Consider the following 14,865-nt stretch of genomic DNA (forward strand, 5'->3'; position numbering starts at 1 on the left):
CTCGGGGTACGAGGACAGGTGCAGCAGCGTCCGGCCTGGCCGGCTTCGGAGAGAGACACGCATGATCGAGCACGGGAACGGGGCCGTCGTACCGACTGGTTTCGACGTGCCCGTGGAGCCACTGCGGCGGGCGGCGCACTATACCGGCGAGCCGGGATGCATCGCCGAGGCGCGCTCCCTCGCCGCCTGCTTCCTCGAACAGCTCAGGACCGAGTGGTGCGCCGAGATCGACGCCCGCGCCGAGGGAGCGGTGCTTCTCGTGGTGAGCGAGCTGGTGACCAACGCGGACCGGCACAGCAAGGGGCCGTACATCCTGGAGCTGGAGGGAACGGACAGTGTCCTGGCGGTGTCCGTCTACGACAGCAGCGCCGCTCTGCCCAGGCGGTTCCCGCGCGACCCGGCCCGCATAGGCCGGCACGGTCTGGAGATCGTGTACGCGCTGGCGACCGAGGTGACCGTCGAGCGGGTTCCGGTGGGCAAGCGGGTGCGAGCGGTGATGCGGCTGGACGGGGAGTGAGTCCCCGTCCCGGCGCGTCGGCGCGTGGCCGGGGCGTCCGTCAGGCGCAGCCCAGTTCTCCGAGCATGCCCCGGCGGAGCCGTACGATGATCCGCTTGAGCAGTCGGGACACATGCATCTGCGAGCAGCCGAGCCGTTCGCCGATCTCGGCCTGGGTGGCCTCCTCCACGAACCTCAGATGCAGGATCTGCCGGTCGCGCTCGTCGAGTTCGGCCATCAGCGGGGCGAGCGACTGGAAGTCCTCGACGAGCCGCAGTCCTTGTTCCTCGACGCCGATGAAGTCGGCGAGGACCGCCTCGCCGTTCTCCGGGCCGTCACCGGTGAGGGCGGCGTCCAAGGAGGCGGAGTTGTAGCCGTTCGCGGCGATCTGGGCCTCGATCACCTCGTCCTCGGAGATGTTCATCAGCGTGGCGAGTTCCGCCACCGTGGGATCCCGGTCCAGCCGGCTGGCCAGTTCCTCGCGGGCCTTGGCCAGTTCGACGCGGAGTTCCTGGAGGCGGCGGGGGACATGCACGGCCCACGTGGTGTCGCGGAAGAACCGCTTGATCTCACCGACGATGTAGGGCAGCGCGAACGACGTGAACTCCACCTCGCGGGAGAGTTCGAAACGGTCGATGGCCTTGATGAGGCCGATCATCCCGGTCTGGACGATGTCCTCCATGTCGTCCCCGCGGTTGCGGAACCGGCCCGCGGCGAACCGCACCAACGACATGTTCATCTCGATGAGGGTGTTGCGCGCGTACTGGTATTCGTGTGTGCCTTCGTCGAGTTCGGACAGGCGCGCGAAGAACTCGCGGGACAACTCGCGCGCGTCGCGCGGAGCCACGGTCCGGGGATCCACGACGTCCGGCGTCGGCCCCTCACCCGTCCTGGCCACGGGGCTGTCCTTGACGACCTCTGCCTGCGACCCGGTCACGGCGGTGTCCATTACCTCTCCCACGAAACTCATGGTGCGACTGGTGCGACGTCTGCCTCTTCGGCCTGCGAGTACCCGGCCCTCCCCGTCACATGCCCGCCGATTGTGGGGGTGGCCGAAATGGGCACGTCGGACTACGAGTTGGCCGGGCCCCTTTCCCCAGGGCGTTTCGTCCGATTCCACCGAGGGCGGAACGTCGCGGACTTCCCCTGGCGGCCCGCGAACCTAGGCTGAAGTGGTGAGCAACCAAGCGCCGAACCAGCAGACGACGCCCAATGAGGCCCGTGTCATCCCGCTGCGCCCGCAGCCCGCCGGTGCTCCGTCCCGGCCCGTCCGCAAGGAGCCGCTCTGGCGGGACCTCGTCGGTGACGTGTTGCGGCGGGAACGCCTCGCGCAGGAGCGGACGCTCAAGGACGTCGCCGACGCCGCGCGGATCTCGATGCCGTATCTGTCGGAGGTGGAGCGCGGCCGCAAGGAGGCCTCCTCGGAGGTGCTCGCGGCCGCCGCCCACGCCCTGGGCCTCGGCCTGGGCGATCTGCTGGCACGGGCGCACAGTGACCTCACCCGGCACACGCACGCGCGCGGCCGTGCCACGTCCGGCGCGCCCCACAACGGACTCTGCCTGGCCGCCTGACGCCGGTCCGGCGCCTCAGACCTTCACGAGGCGCCGGCTCAGCACCTCGTCGGCCAGCCCGTACGCCACCGCCTCCCGCGCGGTGAACACCTTGTCGCGGTCCATGTCGGCGCGCAGGGTCGCGATGTCGTGGTGGGTGTGCCGGGCCAGCACCTCCTCGACCTGGGAGCGGATCCGCACCATCTCCTTGGCCTGCAGGGCGAGATCGGAGACCGTGCCCTGCCGCCCGCCGCTGGCGGGCTGCCCCAGCAGCACGCGCGCGTGCTCCAGCACGAACCGCCGCCCCGGATCCCCGCCGGCCAGCAGCACGGCCGCCGTCGACGCCGCCTGCCCGACGCAGAACGTCGAGATCGGCGCCTGCACGAACGTCATCGTGTCGTAGATCGCCATCAGAGAGGTGAACGATCCGCCGGGGGAGTTGAGATAGATCGCGATCTCGTTCTCCGGCGCCGCCGACTCCAGATGCAGCAGTTGGGCGATGACGACGTTGGCCACGCCGTCGTCGATCTCGGTGCCGAGGAAGATGATCCGCTCCGACAGCAGCCGGCTGAACACGTCGTACGACCGCTCGCCCTGCGGGGTGCGCTCGACCACGTTCGGAATCGTGTACGTCCCCATGACTACAGCCCCATCCGTCGCCGTGCGGCGGCCGGGCGGACGTCGGCGAACGACTCCACCACCCGGTCCACCATGCCGTACTCCCTGGCCTGCTCGGCCGTGAACCAGCGGTCGCGGTCGCCGTCTTGGGAGATGGTCTCCGGGCTCTGCCCGGTGTGCTCCGCGGTGATCCGCTCGATGGTCCGCTTGGTGAACTCCAGGTTCTCCGCCTGGATCTCGATGTCCGCGGTCGTCCCGCCGATCCCGGCCGACGGCTGGTGCATCATGATGCGCGCGTTCGGCAGCGCGTACCGCTTGCCGGGCGCGCCGACGCTCAGCAGGAACTGCCCCATGCTGGCGGCGAACCCCATCGCGAGCGTGGAGACGTCGTTGGGGATCAGCCGCATGGTGTCGTAGATGGCGAGTCCCGCGTGCACCGAGCCGCCCGGGCTGTTGATGAACAGGCTGATGTCGGTGCGCGGGTCCTCCGCCGAGAGGATCAGCAGCTGGGTGCAGACCCGGTTGGCGGAGACCTCGTCGACCTGGGTGCCCAGCAGGACGATCCGCTGCCCGAGCAACTGGGCGGCGAGGTGGTCGTCGAACCGGGTGGGCGGGGTGTCGCCCTCCTCCGCGCGGGGCGGCAACAGGGCTGTGCGTGGAGACAGTGGAGGCAGTGGAGACATGCGCGCTCCTCGGGTCGTAGGAGTGGAAGCGGTTGGTGCGATCGCGATGTCCACTCTCGGCCCGGGGCCCCGCCGGTGGCGGATTTCTCTGCCTGCGGCAGATTCGCCACCGGCAGAGCGCTCATGCCTCCGGCTTCTCCCGCACCTGCCGGAAGAACGCCCGTACGTCCCCGACCAGCAGATCCGGCTCCTCCATCGCCGCGAAGTGCCCGCCCCGGTCGAACCGCGTCCAGCGCACGATGTTCTCCGTGCCGTCCGCCTTGTGCCGCAGTGGGATCTGCAGCTCCGCCGGGAACAGGGCCACAGCCGTCGGTGTGGCAGACGGCTCCTGCGGCCGGGCGACCCGGCCCTCGTGCGTGTGCGCCCGCTCGTAGTAGATCCGGGCGGACGAACCGGCCGTCCCGGTCAGCCAGTACAGCATCACGTCGGTGAGCAGCCGGTCCCGGTCGACGGCCTCCTCGGGCAGCTCCTCGGAGTCCGTCCACTCCCTGAACTTCTCGACGATCCAGGCGAGTTGACCGACGGGCGAGTCGGTCAGCGCGTACGCCAGGGTCTGCGGCCGGGTGGACTGCAGCACGGCGTACCCCGTGCCCTCCCGCGACCACGCGCTCCACCGGCGCCACGAGGTGAGCGTCCGCTCCCGCTCCTCCGCGCTGAGCCCCGCCAGCTCCTCACCGGTCGGCTCGGAGGCCGCCTGCGCGCCCGGCAGCAGGTTCAGATGGACGCCGATCACCCGGCCGGGATGGGCGCGGCCCAGCTCGCGCGAGATCGCGGCACCCCAGTCACCGCCCTGCGCCCCGAACCTGTCGTAGCCGAGCCGGCTCATCAGCTCGGCCCACGCGTCGGCGACCCGGCCCGCCTCCCAGCCGGTGTCCGGCGTCGGCCCGGACAGCCCGAAGCCGGGGATGCTCGGCAGGACGACGTGGAACGCGTCCGCCGGATCACCGCCGTGCGCGGCCGGGTCGGTCAACGGCCCCACCACGTCCAGGAACTCCACGATCGAGCCGGGCCAGCCGTGCGTGACGACCAGCGGGGTGGCGTCCGGCTCGGGGGAGCGGACATGCGCGAAGTGGACGTTCGTCCCGTCGATCGTGGTCGTGAACTGCGGCCACTCGTTGAGCCGCGCCTCGGCCGCACGCCAGTCGTAGGTGTGCCGCCAGTAGCGGACGAGCTCGCCCAGATAGTCGCGGGGCACGCCGTACGCCCAGCCGACGCCGGGCAGCTCGTCCGGCCACCGGGTGCGGTCGAGGCGGTCGTACAGGTCGTCGAGGTCGCGCTGCGGGATGTCGAGGCGGAAGGGCCGGATGCCGTCGGCAGGCGGTGACGTCGTCATGGTGGCGATGCTAGTTCGGAGGCTGCCCGCGGCCATCGAAGGATTTTCGGGCGCGGCCGATGAGTTTCGCGGGCCCTGCCGGTCGATACAGATGACCGCGTTCCACGCCCCAGGAGGTGCCCATGGCCACCGACGGTTTCACCACGTGTCTCTGGTTCGACGACCAGGCCGAGGAAGCCGCACACCACTACGTCTCGATCTTCAAGAACTCCAGCGTCGGGAGCGTCGCACGCTACGGCGAGGGCGCGCCCCAGCCCGCCGGCTCCGTGATGACCGTGGAGTTCACGGCCAACGGCCAGAAGTTCGTCGCGCTCAACGGCGGACCGCAGTTCACGTTCAACGAGGCGATCTCCTTCCAGATCTTCTGCGCGGACCAGGCGGAGGTCGACTACTACTGGACCAAGCTCACCGAAGGCGGCGGCGAGCCCGGCCCCTGCGGCTGGCTGAAGGACAAGTACGGCGTGTCCTGGCAGGTCGTCCCGGACGTGCTGATCGAGCTGGTCACGGACCCGGACCCGGAGAAGGCCAAGCGCGCGACCCAGGCGATGATGTCGATGGGCAAGCTCGACATCGCGGCCCTGCGGAAGGCGCACGCGGGGGAGTGAGCCGGGTGCCGGGGGAGGGGCCCGCTCCTGTGCCCCCGCCGGGAGCGGGCCCTGGTTCGGCGGCCGCCACCGGCGTCGATCCGGCGCAGCCCGACGGCGAACGCGGCCAGATCCCTGGCCGGCTGCTCCGGCTCGTCGAGCGCCCCGGCGACGGGATTGCGCCCTCCAGCCACCCGTACACCCACCAGGGGAACGGGAACCCCGCACCTGGACACGCCCCGCCCGACCGGCCGGGGCGTGTCCAGCGGCAGCCGGGGCCCCAGCTCGGGCAGCCACCGCAGTTCGTGCTCCACCTCCCCTACGGCCCCCGGATACCGCGGCAGCCGCACCACCAGCTCGCCGCCCAGCCGGAACATCGCGTTCTCCGACGACTTCAGTCGGCGCACGGGCAGCTCCGCCCACCGCGGGAACCGCCCGATGATCAGCCGCCCCGTGTCGGCTGATGTGATTCGAATGAGTTTGACCGAACGTCAGTCACGCTCGGCCGCTTCGCCGACCACCCGCGTGATCTCCCGCGCGATCCGCAGGATCCCCGGCGAGCTCACCGGGCACGGCTTGGGGGTCGACGTGGTGGGCGCCAGACAGAAGTGCAGGTAGTCGTCGTCGCGGTGGAGCGCGGTGCGGTCGCTGCCGGGCTGCGTGCAGTAGTCGGGGTGGGCACGCTCGTACGCGGTGCAGGGCAGGTACTGGGTCCAGGTGTAGCGGGCCCCGGCGGGGCTGACCGCCCGGCCCGCGTCGGCGACCAGGTCGCCGGTGGCCGCGGCCCGCTCCTCGTAGACGGCGTTCACGCGCCGCACCCGGTCGGGGGTGATCGGGTCCGGGCCCTGGAGCACCCAGACGATCCGCGGCCGCCGGTCGCGGCCGGCTGCGTCGATCTGCTCGGTGAGGCGCCGCGCGTCGGCGGCGTACCGCTCCAGATAGCGGGTGCGGGAGGCGTCGTACGTGATGCCGTCCATGCACGGCGTGTAGCCCCAGGCGTTGCCCCAGAACTGCAGCACCACGACGTCCGGACGCACCGACCGCACCAGGGCCGCCGCCTTGTCCGCGTCCGGCACGAGGGATCGCTCGCCGGTGCCTTCCAGGTAGTCGCACAGGGTGGTGCCGGAGTACGGGGCGCTCGTGTACTTCGCGCGCAGGTCCCGGCGGAGTTCCTCGCCGAGGACTTTGTGGTTCTCCATCGCCAGCGAGTCGCCGATATAGAGGACAGTCGGTGCCTTCGCGGGCACGCGCGGTGCGCGTTGCTGGGTGGTGGCCGGCGCTTCGGGTACGGAGGGCGCGGGCGGTGCCGCCTCCGGCTCGGACGCCGGATCCCCGCAGCCGCCGAGCAGCACGGCACCGGCCAGCAGCACCCCGACCACCCACCGCCTGCCCATACGGCAACTCCCGCCCCGCCACCGACAAGGCCACCCAGGCAAGCACAGCCCGACGGCCGGGGGAAGACACGCGTCGGACACGGAAGCCGCGACCGCACATGTGTCCGGTTTCGTCTTTCCGCGTTGGCGTGTTGGTCATACGGTGTCTCTACGGTGCCCGCCATGAGACGACCTTCGATCCTGCTCAGCGCCGCCGTTCTGACCATGGCGCTGGCCTCTCCCGCGGTGGCCGGAAACGGCTCCGCGGACGGCGACTTCGGGCGGGCCACGCTCACCGGGTTCGCCTCGCTGCCGGCCGAGACGTTCGTGCCGGACAGCGAACCGTCCGGCGCGCTCATCGGCGCCGGCCCGTTCAACGGCATCGCGGCACCCTTCGCCGGCCAGCCCGTCCAGGGCTTCAGCGGCATCGTCAACCGGCACGACGGCACCTTCGACGTGCTGTCCGACAACGGTTACGGCAGCAAGGCCAACAGCGCCGACTTCCTGCTGCGCGTGCACCGCATCAAGCCGGACGTGCAGACCGGCAAGGTCCGCGTGCTCGGCGGCTTCGACCTGAGCGATCCGTACCGCAAGGTGCCGTTCGCGCTCACCCGCCCCGACCGGGTGCTGACCGGCGCCGACTTCGACGTCGAGTCGATCGTGCGGGTCGCCGACGGCACGTACTGGATGGGCGACGAGTTCGGCCCGTTCCTGCTGCACTTCGACGCCAAGGGGCGGCTCCTCGAAGCGCCCATCGCGCTGGACGGCGTACGGGCGCCCGAGAACCCGTACCTCGACGGGGGCCGGCCGACCATCGGCGGCAGCAAGGGCTTCGAGGGCCTGGTCCGCTCCGTCGACGGCCGCCGCCTCTACCCGCTGCTGGAAGGCACCGTCACCGGCGACACGCCCGGCGACCTGCGGTTCAGCGCGTTCGACCTGCGTCAGCGCGCCTACACCGGCAAGCGGTTCGTCTACCGCCTGGAGTCGACCGCGCACGCCATCGGTGACGCCATCGCGGTCGACCGGCACCGCTTCCTGGTCATCGAGCGCGACGGCGGCCAGGGCGACGCGGCGCAGTTCAAGCGGCTCTACCTCGCCGACACCCGCGACCGCGACCACGACGGCGTGATGGACAAGACGCAGGTCGCCGACCTGCTGGACATCGCCAACCCCAAGGGGCTCGGCGGCTTCGGCGAGACCTTCCGCTTCCCGTTCGTCACCATCGAGGACGTCGTCCTGCTCGACGACCGGACGCTGGCCGTGCTGAACGACAACAACTTCCCGTTCTCGTCCGGCCGTACGCCGGGCCAGGCCGACAACAACGAGTTCATCACCATCCGGCTGACGGACCGCCTGCACGCCGACCGGCGCGCCTTCCGCTGACCCAGGGCCTGTCCGGCGGATCATGCCGACGCCGCCCTGATCCGCCGGACAGGCCCTACCCCCGGCCCGGACCGGTCGCCCCGTGCGGCCGGTCTACCCGTCGTTCACCAGCACCGCCGCCCCGCCGAACCGCCCCGCCTTCAGGTCCGCCAGCGCCTGTGCCGCCCGCGCCATCGGATAGATGTGCGTCGTCGCCCGTACGCCGTGCCGCGCGGCCAGCGCCAGGAACTCGCGGGCGTCCTCGCGCGTGTTGGAGGTGACGCTGCGCACCTCCTTCTCGTAGAACAGCTCGCCGGCGTAGCGCAGTGGCGGGATGTCGGTCAGATGGATACCGGCGATGGACAGCACCCCGCCCCGGTCCAGCGCCCGCAGCGCCACCGGGACCAGCTCGCCGGCCGGGGCGAACAGGATCGCGCTGTCCAGCGGCTCCGGCGGCGTCTCCAGCACGTCCCGCGCCGACGCCGCGCCCAGCTCCAGCGCCAGCCGCCGCGCCGCCGCGGACCGGGTCAGCACATGCACCCTGGCGCCCTCGGCGAGCGCCACCTGCGCACACAGATGGGCGCTGCCCCCGAAGCCGTACAGACCGAGCCGCCCGCCCGGCGGCAGCGCGGCCCGCTTCAGGGCCCGGTAGCCGATGATCCCGGCGCACAGCAGCGGCGCCGTCGTCACGTCGTCGAGCCCGGCCGGCAGCCGGTGCGCGAACGCCGCCGGTACGGTCGTGTACGCGGCGTATCCGCCGTCGGCGTCCCAGCCCGTGTACCGCGAGGCCGGGCACAGGTTCTCGGCGCCGCGCGCACAGTAGACGCAGCTGCCGTCGGTGCGGCGCAACCAGGCCACGCCCACCCGGTCCCCGGCCACGAAGCCACGCACCGCCGCCCCGAACCCGGCCACCACGCCCACCACCTCGTGCCCCGGCGTGACCCCCGGCCGGTGCACGGGCAGGTCGCCCTCGGCGACATGCAGATCGGTACGGCACACCCCGCACGCCCGCACCCGCACGAGCAACTCGTCCTCGCCGGGCACCGGCACGGGCTTGTCCACCAGCCACAGGCCGCCCGCCTCCACCGGCCCCGGCGCCACCACCGACCACGCCCGCATCGTCCCGTCCGGCACCGCCATGACGCGCCCCGCTTCCCCGAAGAGCCCCCGCGTCAGCCGTATCCGGCCGCCGTGCGCCCGGATTCCCTTCCAGTCTGGGACGGAACCGCACGTTCGGCGCGCGGGTGGCATCCCGGATGACTAGCGTGATAAATGGGACAACCCCACCGATCCGGAAGGGCCGCGGCCATGGCTGTGCAACCAGAGGGAACCCCCATTTGGGCCGACGCGATGTTCGGCGACGTCGAGGGAGCCAAGACCTTCTACGGCGACGTCCTCGGCTGGACCTTCGGCGAGGCGTCGACGGAGTACGGCAACTACACCCAGGCCTACGCGAACGGCAAGGCGGTCGCCGCCGTCGTACCGCCGATGCCCGGGCAGGAGGGCCAGTCGCAGTGGTGTCTGTACTTCGCCTCCCCGGACGCGGCCGCAACCGCCGCCAGGATCCGTGAGAACGGCGGCCAAGTGCTGATGGAGCCGATGCAGGTCGGCGACTTCGGCAGCATGTGCCTGGCCAGTGACCCGACCGGCGTCGTCTTCGGCGTGTGGCAGCCGGGCACCCACGAGGGGTTCGAGGCGCCCATGGAGCAGCCGGGCGCCTACTGCTGGGCGGAGGTCTTCACTCGCGAGCCCGAGAAGTCGGACGCCTTCTTCTCCGCCGTCTTCCCGTACACGGCCCAGCAGATGGAGGACGACGACATCGACTTCCGGATCTTCAACCTGGAGGGCAACCCCGTCCTGGGCCGGATGAAGATGACCGACGAGTTCCCGCCCGAGGTGCCGCACTACATCAACGTCTACTTCGGCGTCGCCAACTGCGACGACGCCGTCGCCCGGGCCACCAAACTGGGCGGCGTGCTGCGGTTCGGGCCGATGGACAGCCCGTTCGGACGGTTCGCCGCGATCAGCGATCCGCAGGGCGCGAACTTCTCGGTGATCGACACCACGACCACCGTGGGCGAGATGCCGACCCTGAGCGACGTGTCCTGACCCATTCCGCGATCATGGCCCCTGACCGACTCGGCGATCAGGGGACCCACTCCGCGATCAGGCGGACCCACTCCGCGATCAGAGGCCCGGCCCGTTCGTGGCATGATCGGACACATGCGTGAACGAGTGGTGGCCGCGTGCGACGGGGCTTCGAAGGGAAACCCCGGACCGGCGGGCTGGGCCTGGGTCGTCGCCGACCAGGGCGAGGGCGAGACCCCCACCCGGTGGGAGGCCGGCCCGCTGGGCAGGGCCACCAACAACGTCGCCGAACTCACCGCCCTGGAGCGGTTGCTGGCCGCGACGGACCCGGGCGTGCCGCTGGAGATCCGGATGGACTCGCAGTACGCCATGAAGGCCGTCACGACCTGGCTGCCCGGCTGGAAGCGCAACGGCTGGAAGACGGCCGCCGGCAAGCCGGTCGCCAACCAGGACCTGGTCGTGCGCATCGACGAACTGCTCGACGGCCGCACGGTCGAGTTCCGCTACGTCCCCGCCCACCAGGTCGACGGCGACCCGCTGAACGACTTCGCCGACCGTGCCGCCAGCCAGGCCGCCGCCGTGCAGCAGCCCGCGGGCAGCGACCTCGGCTCACCGCAGCCGCCGCCCGCCCCGGACACCCCGCCGACAGCTCCGCGCCGCAGGTCGGCCACGGCCAAAGTGGCCCGCAAGAGTGGCGGTTCCGCCCGCACGATCAAGGCGAAGTTCCCCGGCCGCTGCGTGTGCGGCCGCCCCTACGCGGCCGGTGACCCGATCGCCAAGAACGCCCAGGGCTGGGGCCACCCGGAGTGTCGTACCGCCGACTCGCAGTGACCGGAGCCGGAGCCGGAGCCGGACGCACCGTCACCTCCTGACCCCGGAACGCGGCAATGCGCGGCTCCCGGGTGGGAGTCGCGCATCGCGTCGGCATCGCTGCGACTGTCAGCGGCCGCCGCCGCCACCGCCGCCGCCGCCGTGGCCGCCGCCGCCGTGGCCGCCGCCGCCGTGGCCGCCGCCGCCGTGGCCGCCGCCACCGCCGTGGCCGCCGCCGCCGTGGCCGTTGCCGTGACCGCCGCCGCCGTGGCCGTTGCCGTTGTGGCCTCGACCGTCGTGACCGTTGTCGTAGCCGCCGTGGCCTCGGCCGTCGTGACCGTTGTCGTCGTCCCAACCGTTGTAGCCCTTGCCCCAACCGTCGTGGTCGTCGTCATCGTGGTCGCGGTCCCACGAGCCGCGATGGTCGTCGTAGGACTTGTTGTAGTTGTGGTCATGGCCGGTCTGGACACCGGCCGAAGCCGTGCCCGCCGCGCCGACCGCTGCGCCGCCGGCCATCAGAACGGTGGTGGCAGACGCCGCGATGAGACGCCTCGCGCGAAGTGATCGCATGGTTTTAACCTTTCCTTCCATCGTCTCGCGCGACTCCCACGCACGAGATGGATGGCCGCGGCCGCAACTGGTGATGTGTGCGGCGCGGTCATGGGCGTCGCCGCATGAATTGAGAAGCACCTCTCGGCCGCCGGCGCCACTCGTCAGCCGCGCTGTGTCACGCGGGCGGCGCTACGGTCGCGGTCCTCGCTGTGCAGGAACCTTGCCGGCCGGGGCGTGCCCCGGTTTGCGGCTTTCATCACTAGACGTTAGTCGCGCACCCCTGACGCGGCATCTTGAAACAGGCCGATTTCAAAAATCGTTGAAATTGACTGCATAGCCGTGCAAATGGCCGTATTGGCCTGCATTTACCGGCCTGACATGCGTTCAGTGTCCGCATCGGCACAGCGGGTGGTTCTCATGCCACTGCCGCCCCGGGGACCAGTCCCGGGGCGGCAGGTGGGTGGTGCTCCGACGTTTCAGCGGGCGGTGCCGAAGTCCTGCGTCCAGTAGTTGCCCGGCTGCGCCAGGCCGACGCCTATCTCCTTGAAGGCGCAGTTCAGAATGTTGCGCTTGTGGCCGGGGCTGGACATCCAGCCCGCCATGACCTGCTCGGGCGAGCTGTATCCGTATGCGACGTTCTCGCCGTACGTCCTCCAGACGTACCCGGCCTTCGTGATCCGGTCGCCCGGATTCGAACCGTCGGAGCCCGTGTGCGACATGGTGCGGCGGCTCGCCATGTCGGCGCTGTGGTCCTGGGCAGCCTTCGTGAGCTGGGCGTTCAGCTTCACGGGGGCGCAACCGGCCTTGCCGCGCTCGCTGTTCACCAGGGTCACGACGCGCTGTACGGCACTGGATGCCGAGGCCGACGCGTCGGAGGTGCTCGGTGAGGTGGTGGCGGGCGCGCTGCTCGGCGGGGCTGCCGGTGCGTCCGGCGCGGTGGTCTGCGGGGCTGCCGGCGCGGGGGTCTGCGGTGAAACGGTGGTTTGCTGCGAATCGGATGCGTTCATCCAGTTCTGCCACCGGTCCCACCGGTCCCACCGCTTGTAGGGAGCGGTGGCCTCGGCGCCCCCGTCGTTCAGACAGGCCATGGCGGCGGACGGTACTGCCAGCGCAGTGAGGACGACGGCAGCGACGGCTATGTGCCGGTGGCGCGTCTTCCTGCGGTGCTTCCTCATGGGACCTCGCTCGGTCGTCGCGGGTCGCCTCCGGGGTCGGCACGGTATGGACGCCGTGTCTGACCTGCGGTGACGCGTTCTGGGGTCGTCATTGTTAAGACCGGGATGAGTAGGGGGCAACGAGGACCACTACTACCCGGACTCGTAGTCGCCGAAGGCCCTTGAACCGGGCGCGTGGGTGTGCACGTCCGGCTCGCAGCAGCCGTGGCAACGCCTGACGCTCCATCAACGGCTCGCGTGCGCCGGGTGGGTGGCGTGGCGGAAGTGAGCAGGATCCGTGTCGCCGGATCAGGCGGGCCGTTTGTCTGGTTCCGGGTGCAAAGTCGGGCTATATCGCCCGGGTGCTACGTACTACCGAGCCACGTTGGTGCCTGACGGGTGCGTGATGGATGTCACTGCGCGGCGCTGCAACCTTTTCCGGTGGACCGCTAGCCCGCACGGATGGAAAGGGTGCGCATATAAGCCGATTTACGGACATCTTGCTGGCATAGTGCGCCCATGAAGATCCCGACTGTCGGCCGCCGAGACAGGAAGCGGCGCCCCCGCCGCAGAGCCCTGACCCTCGCTCTCACCGCCGCTGTCGGCATCACCGGCGCCGCCGTCCTCACCGGCACCCTCCCCTTCGGGTCTCACCGGCCCGCCGCACATCCCGGCGCCCCTGCTCCCAGCCCGTCCGCCGCCTCGTCCGGCCCGGCCCCGTCCCCCGGCGCCCCGGGCATCGGCGACCCGCTCCTGCCACACGACGGCAACGGCGGCTACAAGGTCCGCCGTTACACGCTCGCCTTCGACTGGCGCGCCCCGCGCACGCCCTTCGCCGCCCGCGCCACCATCAGCGCCACCGCCACACAGGCGCTGTCCCGCTTCAACCTCGACTTCGCGGGCAACACGCTGCACACGGTCACCGTCGACGGAGCACCGGCGACCGCCGAACGTGACGGCGACGAACTCGTCGTCACGCCCGCGAGGCCGATCCCTCAGGGCAACCCCTTCACCGTGCAGGTCGCCTATACCGCCGATCCGAGCCAGCAACGGCAGCGCGACGACGCGATCCGGACGTACGGCTGGGTGCCCACGTCCGACGGCACCGTGGTCTGTGCGCAGCCCAACGGCGCCAAAATGATCTTCCCGGTGAACGACCACCCCAGCCTGCGGGCGCCGGTCACCTTCCGCATCACCACCCCGCCCGGCCTCAGCGCGGTGGCCAACGGCCGGCTCGTCGAGCGCGTCCGACGACCCGACGGCCGGGTCCGGTGGACGTACGACTCCGAACATCCGGTCGCGGCCCAGCTCATCCAGCTGGCGATCGGGAAGTTCACGTTCGTCGACAGCACCGGCCCGCGCGGGCTGCCTGTCCGTGACGTGGTCCCGGAGGACCTGGTCACCGACACGGAGGACCACCGCTCCCTCACCTCCGAGCACCTGGCCTGGCTGGAGCGGCGGCTCGGCCCGTACCCCTTCCGCCGCTACGGCGTACTGGTCGGGGACACCGACCTGCCGGTGGCTCTGGAGACACAGTCGCTGTCCGTGGTGCCGAGGGCCGTGCTGCTGGGTGACCGGGTCGACGCCGAACGCGACCTCGTGCACGAGCTGGCGCACCAGTGGACCGGCAACAGCGTCGCCATCCGGCGCTGGTCCGACCTGTGGCTGAGCGAGGGACACGCCCGCTTCTACGAACGTCTCTACTCCGACGAGCACGGCGGCGTCGGCATCGAGGACGCGATGCGGGCGGCCTACGAGCAGCACGACCAGTGGCGGCACGACGCCGGGGCACCCGCCGAACCCACCGAGCCGACCCTGTTCAAGGTGATGCGGTACGACGGCTCGGCGCTGGTGCTCTACGCCCTGAGGGAGAAGGTCGGCGAGGAGACCTTCGCCAGGATCGAGCGGTCCTGGGTGACGAAGTACCGGGGCCGGGTCGCCGGCACCCGGGACTTCGTCACCCTCGCGTCCGAGGTGGCCGGCGAGGACCTGACGCCGTTCCTGACGCCGTGGCTGTACGGCGAGCGGACCCCGCCCATGCCGGGGCATCCCGACTGGGAGGTGGACCCGGTTCAGGACTGAGTCGGCACTCGGCAAGTCCCGGACCCCGTACCCGTCGGTACGGGTCCGGGGGCGATTCCCGCCCGGGCGGAGGCACTGCCGCTGACCGGGTGGCCTGTGGCGGGCGGCTGGTCCAGCCCGGTGACGCTTGGCGCGACGTGGCGCTTCGGGCACGGAAGCGTACGAGGGGTGACGTGGAGA

General features: G+C 71.2%; 15 protein-coding genes. 7 read left to right on the forward strand and 8 right to left on the reverse strand.

What is annotated here, in order from left to right:
* The first annotated feature begins 61 nt into the window (after positions 1–61).
* Positions 62–517, forward strand: a complete 456-nt coding sequence (locus HJD23_RS40090; protein WP_171110477.1) for an ATP-binding protein — start codon at positions 62–64, stop codon at positions 515–517.
* Between the two features lie 40 nt (positions 518–557).
* Here HJD23_RS40090 and HJD23_RS40095 read toward each other — a convergent pair whose 3' ends face one another.
* Entirely contained in the window at positions 558–1,445 is an 888-nt protein-coding gene (locus HJD23_RS40095) for an RNA polymerase sigma factor SigF (RefSeq protein ID WP_171111769.1), read from the reverse strand.
* Between the two features lie 226 nt (positions 1,446–1,671).
* Between HJD23_RS40095 and HJD23_RS40100 the strand changes: the two genes are divergently transcribed.
* A complete protein-coding gene (locus HJD23_RS40100) occupies positions 1,672–2,067 on the forward strand; it encodes a helix-turn-helix transcriptional regulator (protein ID WP_171110478.1) in 396 nt (131 codons plus the stop codon).
* A gap of 15 nt (positions 2,068–2,082) precedes the next feature.
* Here HJD23_RS40100 and HJD23_RS40105 read toward each other — a convergent pair whose 3' ends face one another.
* From HJD23_RS40105 to HJD23_RS40115, 3 genes are all read right to left on the reverse strand, one after another.
* Positions 2,083–2,685 (reverse strand): ATP-dependent Clp protease proteolytic subunit, encoded by a 603-nt coding sequence (locus HJD23_RS40105; RefSeq protein ID WP_171110479.1) that lies wholly within the window; start codon positions 2,683–2,685, stop codon positions 2,083–2,085.
* 2 nt (positions 2,686–2,687) lie between these two features.
* Entirely contained in the window at positions 2,688–3,347 is a 660-nt protein-coding gene (locus HJD23_RS40110) for an ATP-dependent Clp protease proteolytic subunit (protein ID WP_171110480.1), read from the reverse strand.
* Between the two features lie 121 nt (positions 3,348–3,468).
* Complete coding sequence (locus HJD23_RS40115) at positions 3,469–4,680, reverse strand: epoxide hydrolase family protein (protein WP_171110481.1); 1,212 nt, start codon at positions 4,678–4,680, stop codon at positions 3,469–3,471.
* Between the two features lie 122 nt (positions 4,681–4,802).
* On the opposite strand from HJD23_RS40115, the gene HJD23_RS40120 reads away from it, so the two are divergent.
* Positions 4,803–5,285: a VOC family protein gene (locus HJD23_RS40120; RefSeq protein WP_171110482.1), complete on the forward strand. Its 483-nt coding sequence runs from the start codon at positions 4,803–4,805 to the stop codon at positions 5,283–5,285.
* A 470-nt stretch (positions 5,286–5,755) separates the two neighbouring features.
* Here the strand turns inward: HJD23_RS40120 and HJD23_RS40125 are convergent, their stop codons facing one another.
* Positions 5,756–6,658, reverse strand: a complete 903-nt coding sequence (locus HJD23_RS40125; protein ID WP_171110483.1) for an SGNH/GDSL hydrolase family protein — start codon at positions 6,656–6,658, stop codon at positions 5,756–5,758.
* Between the two features lie 162 nt (positions 6,659–6,820).
* Here HJD23_RS40125 and HJD23_RS40130 point away from each other — a divergent pair, with 162 nt between their 5' ends.
* Positions 6,821–8,020, forward strand: coding sequence for an esterase-like activity of phytase family protein (locus tag HJD23_RS40130; protein ID WP_171110484.1), 1,200 nt, complete (start codon positions 6,821–6,823; stop codon positions 8,018–8,020).
* A gap of 93 nt (positions 8,021–8,113) precedes the next feature.
* On the opposite strand, the gene HJD23_RS40135 is transcribed toward HJD23_RS40130, so the two are convergent.
* Positions 8,114–9,118, reverse strand: coding sequence for a zinc-binding alcohol dehydrogenase family protein (locus tag HJD23_RS40135; RefSeq protein WP_171111771.1), 1,005 nt, complete (start codon positions 9,116–9,118; stop codon positions 8,114–8,116).
* A gap of 189 nt (positions 9,119–9,307) precedes the next feature.
* Here HJD23_RS40135 and HJD23_RS40140 point away from each other — a divergent pair, with 189 nt between their 5' ends.
* The gene (locus HJD23_RS40140) at positions 9,308–10,108 is read left to right on the forward strand and encodes a VOC family protein (RefSeq protein WP_171110485.1); all 801 of its coding nucleotides are present in this window, start codon (positions 9,308–9,310) and stop codon (positions 10,106–10,108) included.
* 102 nt (positions 10,109–10,210) lie between these two features.
* Positions 10,211–10,918: a ribonuclease H gene (locus HJD23_RS40145; protein WP_171110486.1), complete on the forward strand. Its 708-nt coding sequence runs from the start codon at positions 10,211–10,213 to the stop codon at positions 10,916–10,918.
* 108 nt (positions 10,919–11,026) lie between these two features.
* On the opposite strand, the gene HJD23_RS43185 is transcribed toward HJD23_RS40145, so the two are convergent.
* Together HJD23_RS43185 and HJD23_RS40155 are read right to left on the reverse strand one after the other, a co-directional pair.
* Positions 11,027–11,467, reverse strand: coding sequence for a hypothetical protein (locus tag HJD23_RS43185; protein WP_206352723.1), 441 nt, complete (start codon positions 11,465–11,467; stop codon positions 11,027–11,029).
* Positions 11,468–11,925: 458 nt separating this feature from the next.
* Positions 11,926–12,624 (reverse strand): CAP domain-containing protein, encoded by a 699-nt coding sequence (locus HJD23_RS40155; RefSeq protein WP_171112459.1) that lies wholly within the window; start codon positions 12,622–12,624, stop codon positions 11,926–11,928.
* Between the two features lie 498 nt (positions 12,625–13,122).
* On the opposite strand from HJD23_RS40155, the gene HJD23_RS40160 reads away from it, so the two are divergent.
* Positions 13,123–14,685, forward strand: a complete 1,563-nt coding sequence (locus tag HJD23_RS40160) for a M1 family metallopeptidase (protein ID WP_240980929.1) — start codon at positions 13,123–13,125, stop codon at positions 14,683–14,685.
* Positions 14,686–14,865: the final 180 nt, after the last annotated feature.

It is taken from the genome of Streptomyces sp. Z423-1, assembly GCF_013009255.1.
Taxonomy (GTDB): domain Bacteria; phylum Actinomycetota; class Actinomycetes; order Streptomycetales; family Streptomycetaceae; genus Streptomyces; species Streptomyces gossypiisoli.

Excerpts from the sequence above, each read along its gene's own strand:
- HJD23_RS40110 (WP_171110480.1), bottom strand. The coding sequence starts at position 3,347 with ATGTCTCCACTGCCTCCACTGTCTCCACGCACAGCCCTGTTGCCGCCC.
- HJD23_RS40160 (WP_240980929.1), top strand. The coding sequence starts at position 13,123 with ATGAAGATCCCGACTGTCGGCCGCCGAGACAGGAAGCGGCGCCCCCGC.
- HJD23_RS43185 (WP_206352723.1), bottom strand. The coding sequence starts at position 11,467 with ATGCGATCACTTCGCGCGAGGCGTCTCATCGCGGCGTCTGCCACCACC.
- HJD23_RS40130 (WP_171110484.1), top strand. The coding sequence starts at position 6,821 with ATGAGACGACCTTCGATCCTGCTCAGCGCCGCCGTTCTGACCATGGCG.
- HJD23_RS40140 (WP_171110485.1), top strand. The coding sequence starts at position 9,308 with ATGGCTGTGCAACCAGAGGGAACCCCCATTTGGGCCGACGCGATGTTC.
- HJD23_RS40115 (WP_171110481.1), bottom strand. The coding sequence starts at position 4,680 with ATGACGACGTCACCGCCTGCCGACGGCATCCGGCCCTTCCGCCTCGAC.
- HJD23_RS40090 (WP_171110477.1), top strand. The coding sequence starts at position 62 with ATGATCGAGCACGGGAACGGGGCCGTCGTACCGACTGGTTTCGACGTG.
- HJD23_RS40095 (WP_171111769.1), bottom strand. The coding sequence starts at position 1,445 with ATGGACACCGCCGTGACCGGGTCGCAGGCAGAGGTCGTCAAGGACAGC.
- HJD23_RS40125 (WP_171110483.1), bottom strand. The coding sequence starts at position 6,658 with ATGGGCAGGCGGTGGGTGGTCGGGGTGCTGCTGGCCGGTGCCGTGCTG.
- HJD23_RS40145 (WP_171110486.1), top strand. The coding sequence starts at position 10,211 with ATGATCGGACACATGCGTGAACGAGTGGTGGCCGCGTGCGACGGGGCT.
- HJD23_RS40120 (WP_171110482.1), top strand. The coding sequence starts at position 4,803 with ATGGCCACCGACGGTTTCACCACGTGTCTCTGGTTCGACGACCAGGCC.
- HJD23_RS40135 (WP_171111771.1), bottom strand. The coding sequence starts at position 9,118 with ATGCGGGCGTGGTCGGTGGTGGCGCCGGGGCCGGTGGAGGCGGGCGGC.
- HJD23_RS40105 (WP_171110479.1), bottom strand. The coding sequence starts at position 2,685 with ATGGGGACGTACACGATTCCGAACGTGGTCGAGCGCACCCCGCAGGGC.
- HJD23_RS40155 (WP_171112459.1), bottom strand. The coding sequence starts at position 12,624 with ATGAGGAAGCACCGCAGGAAGACGCGCCACCGGCACATAGCCGTCGCT.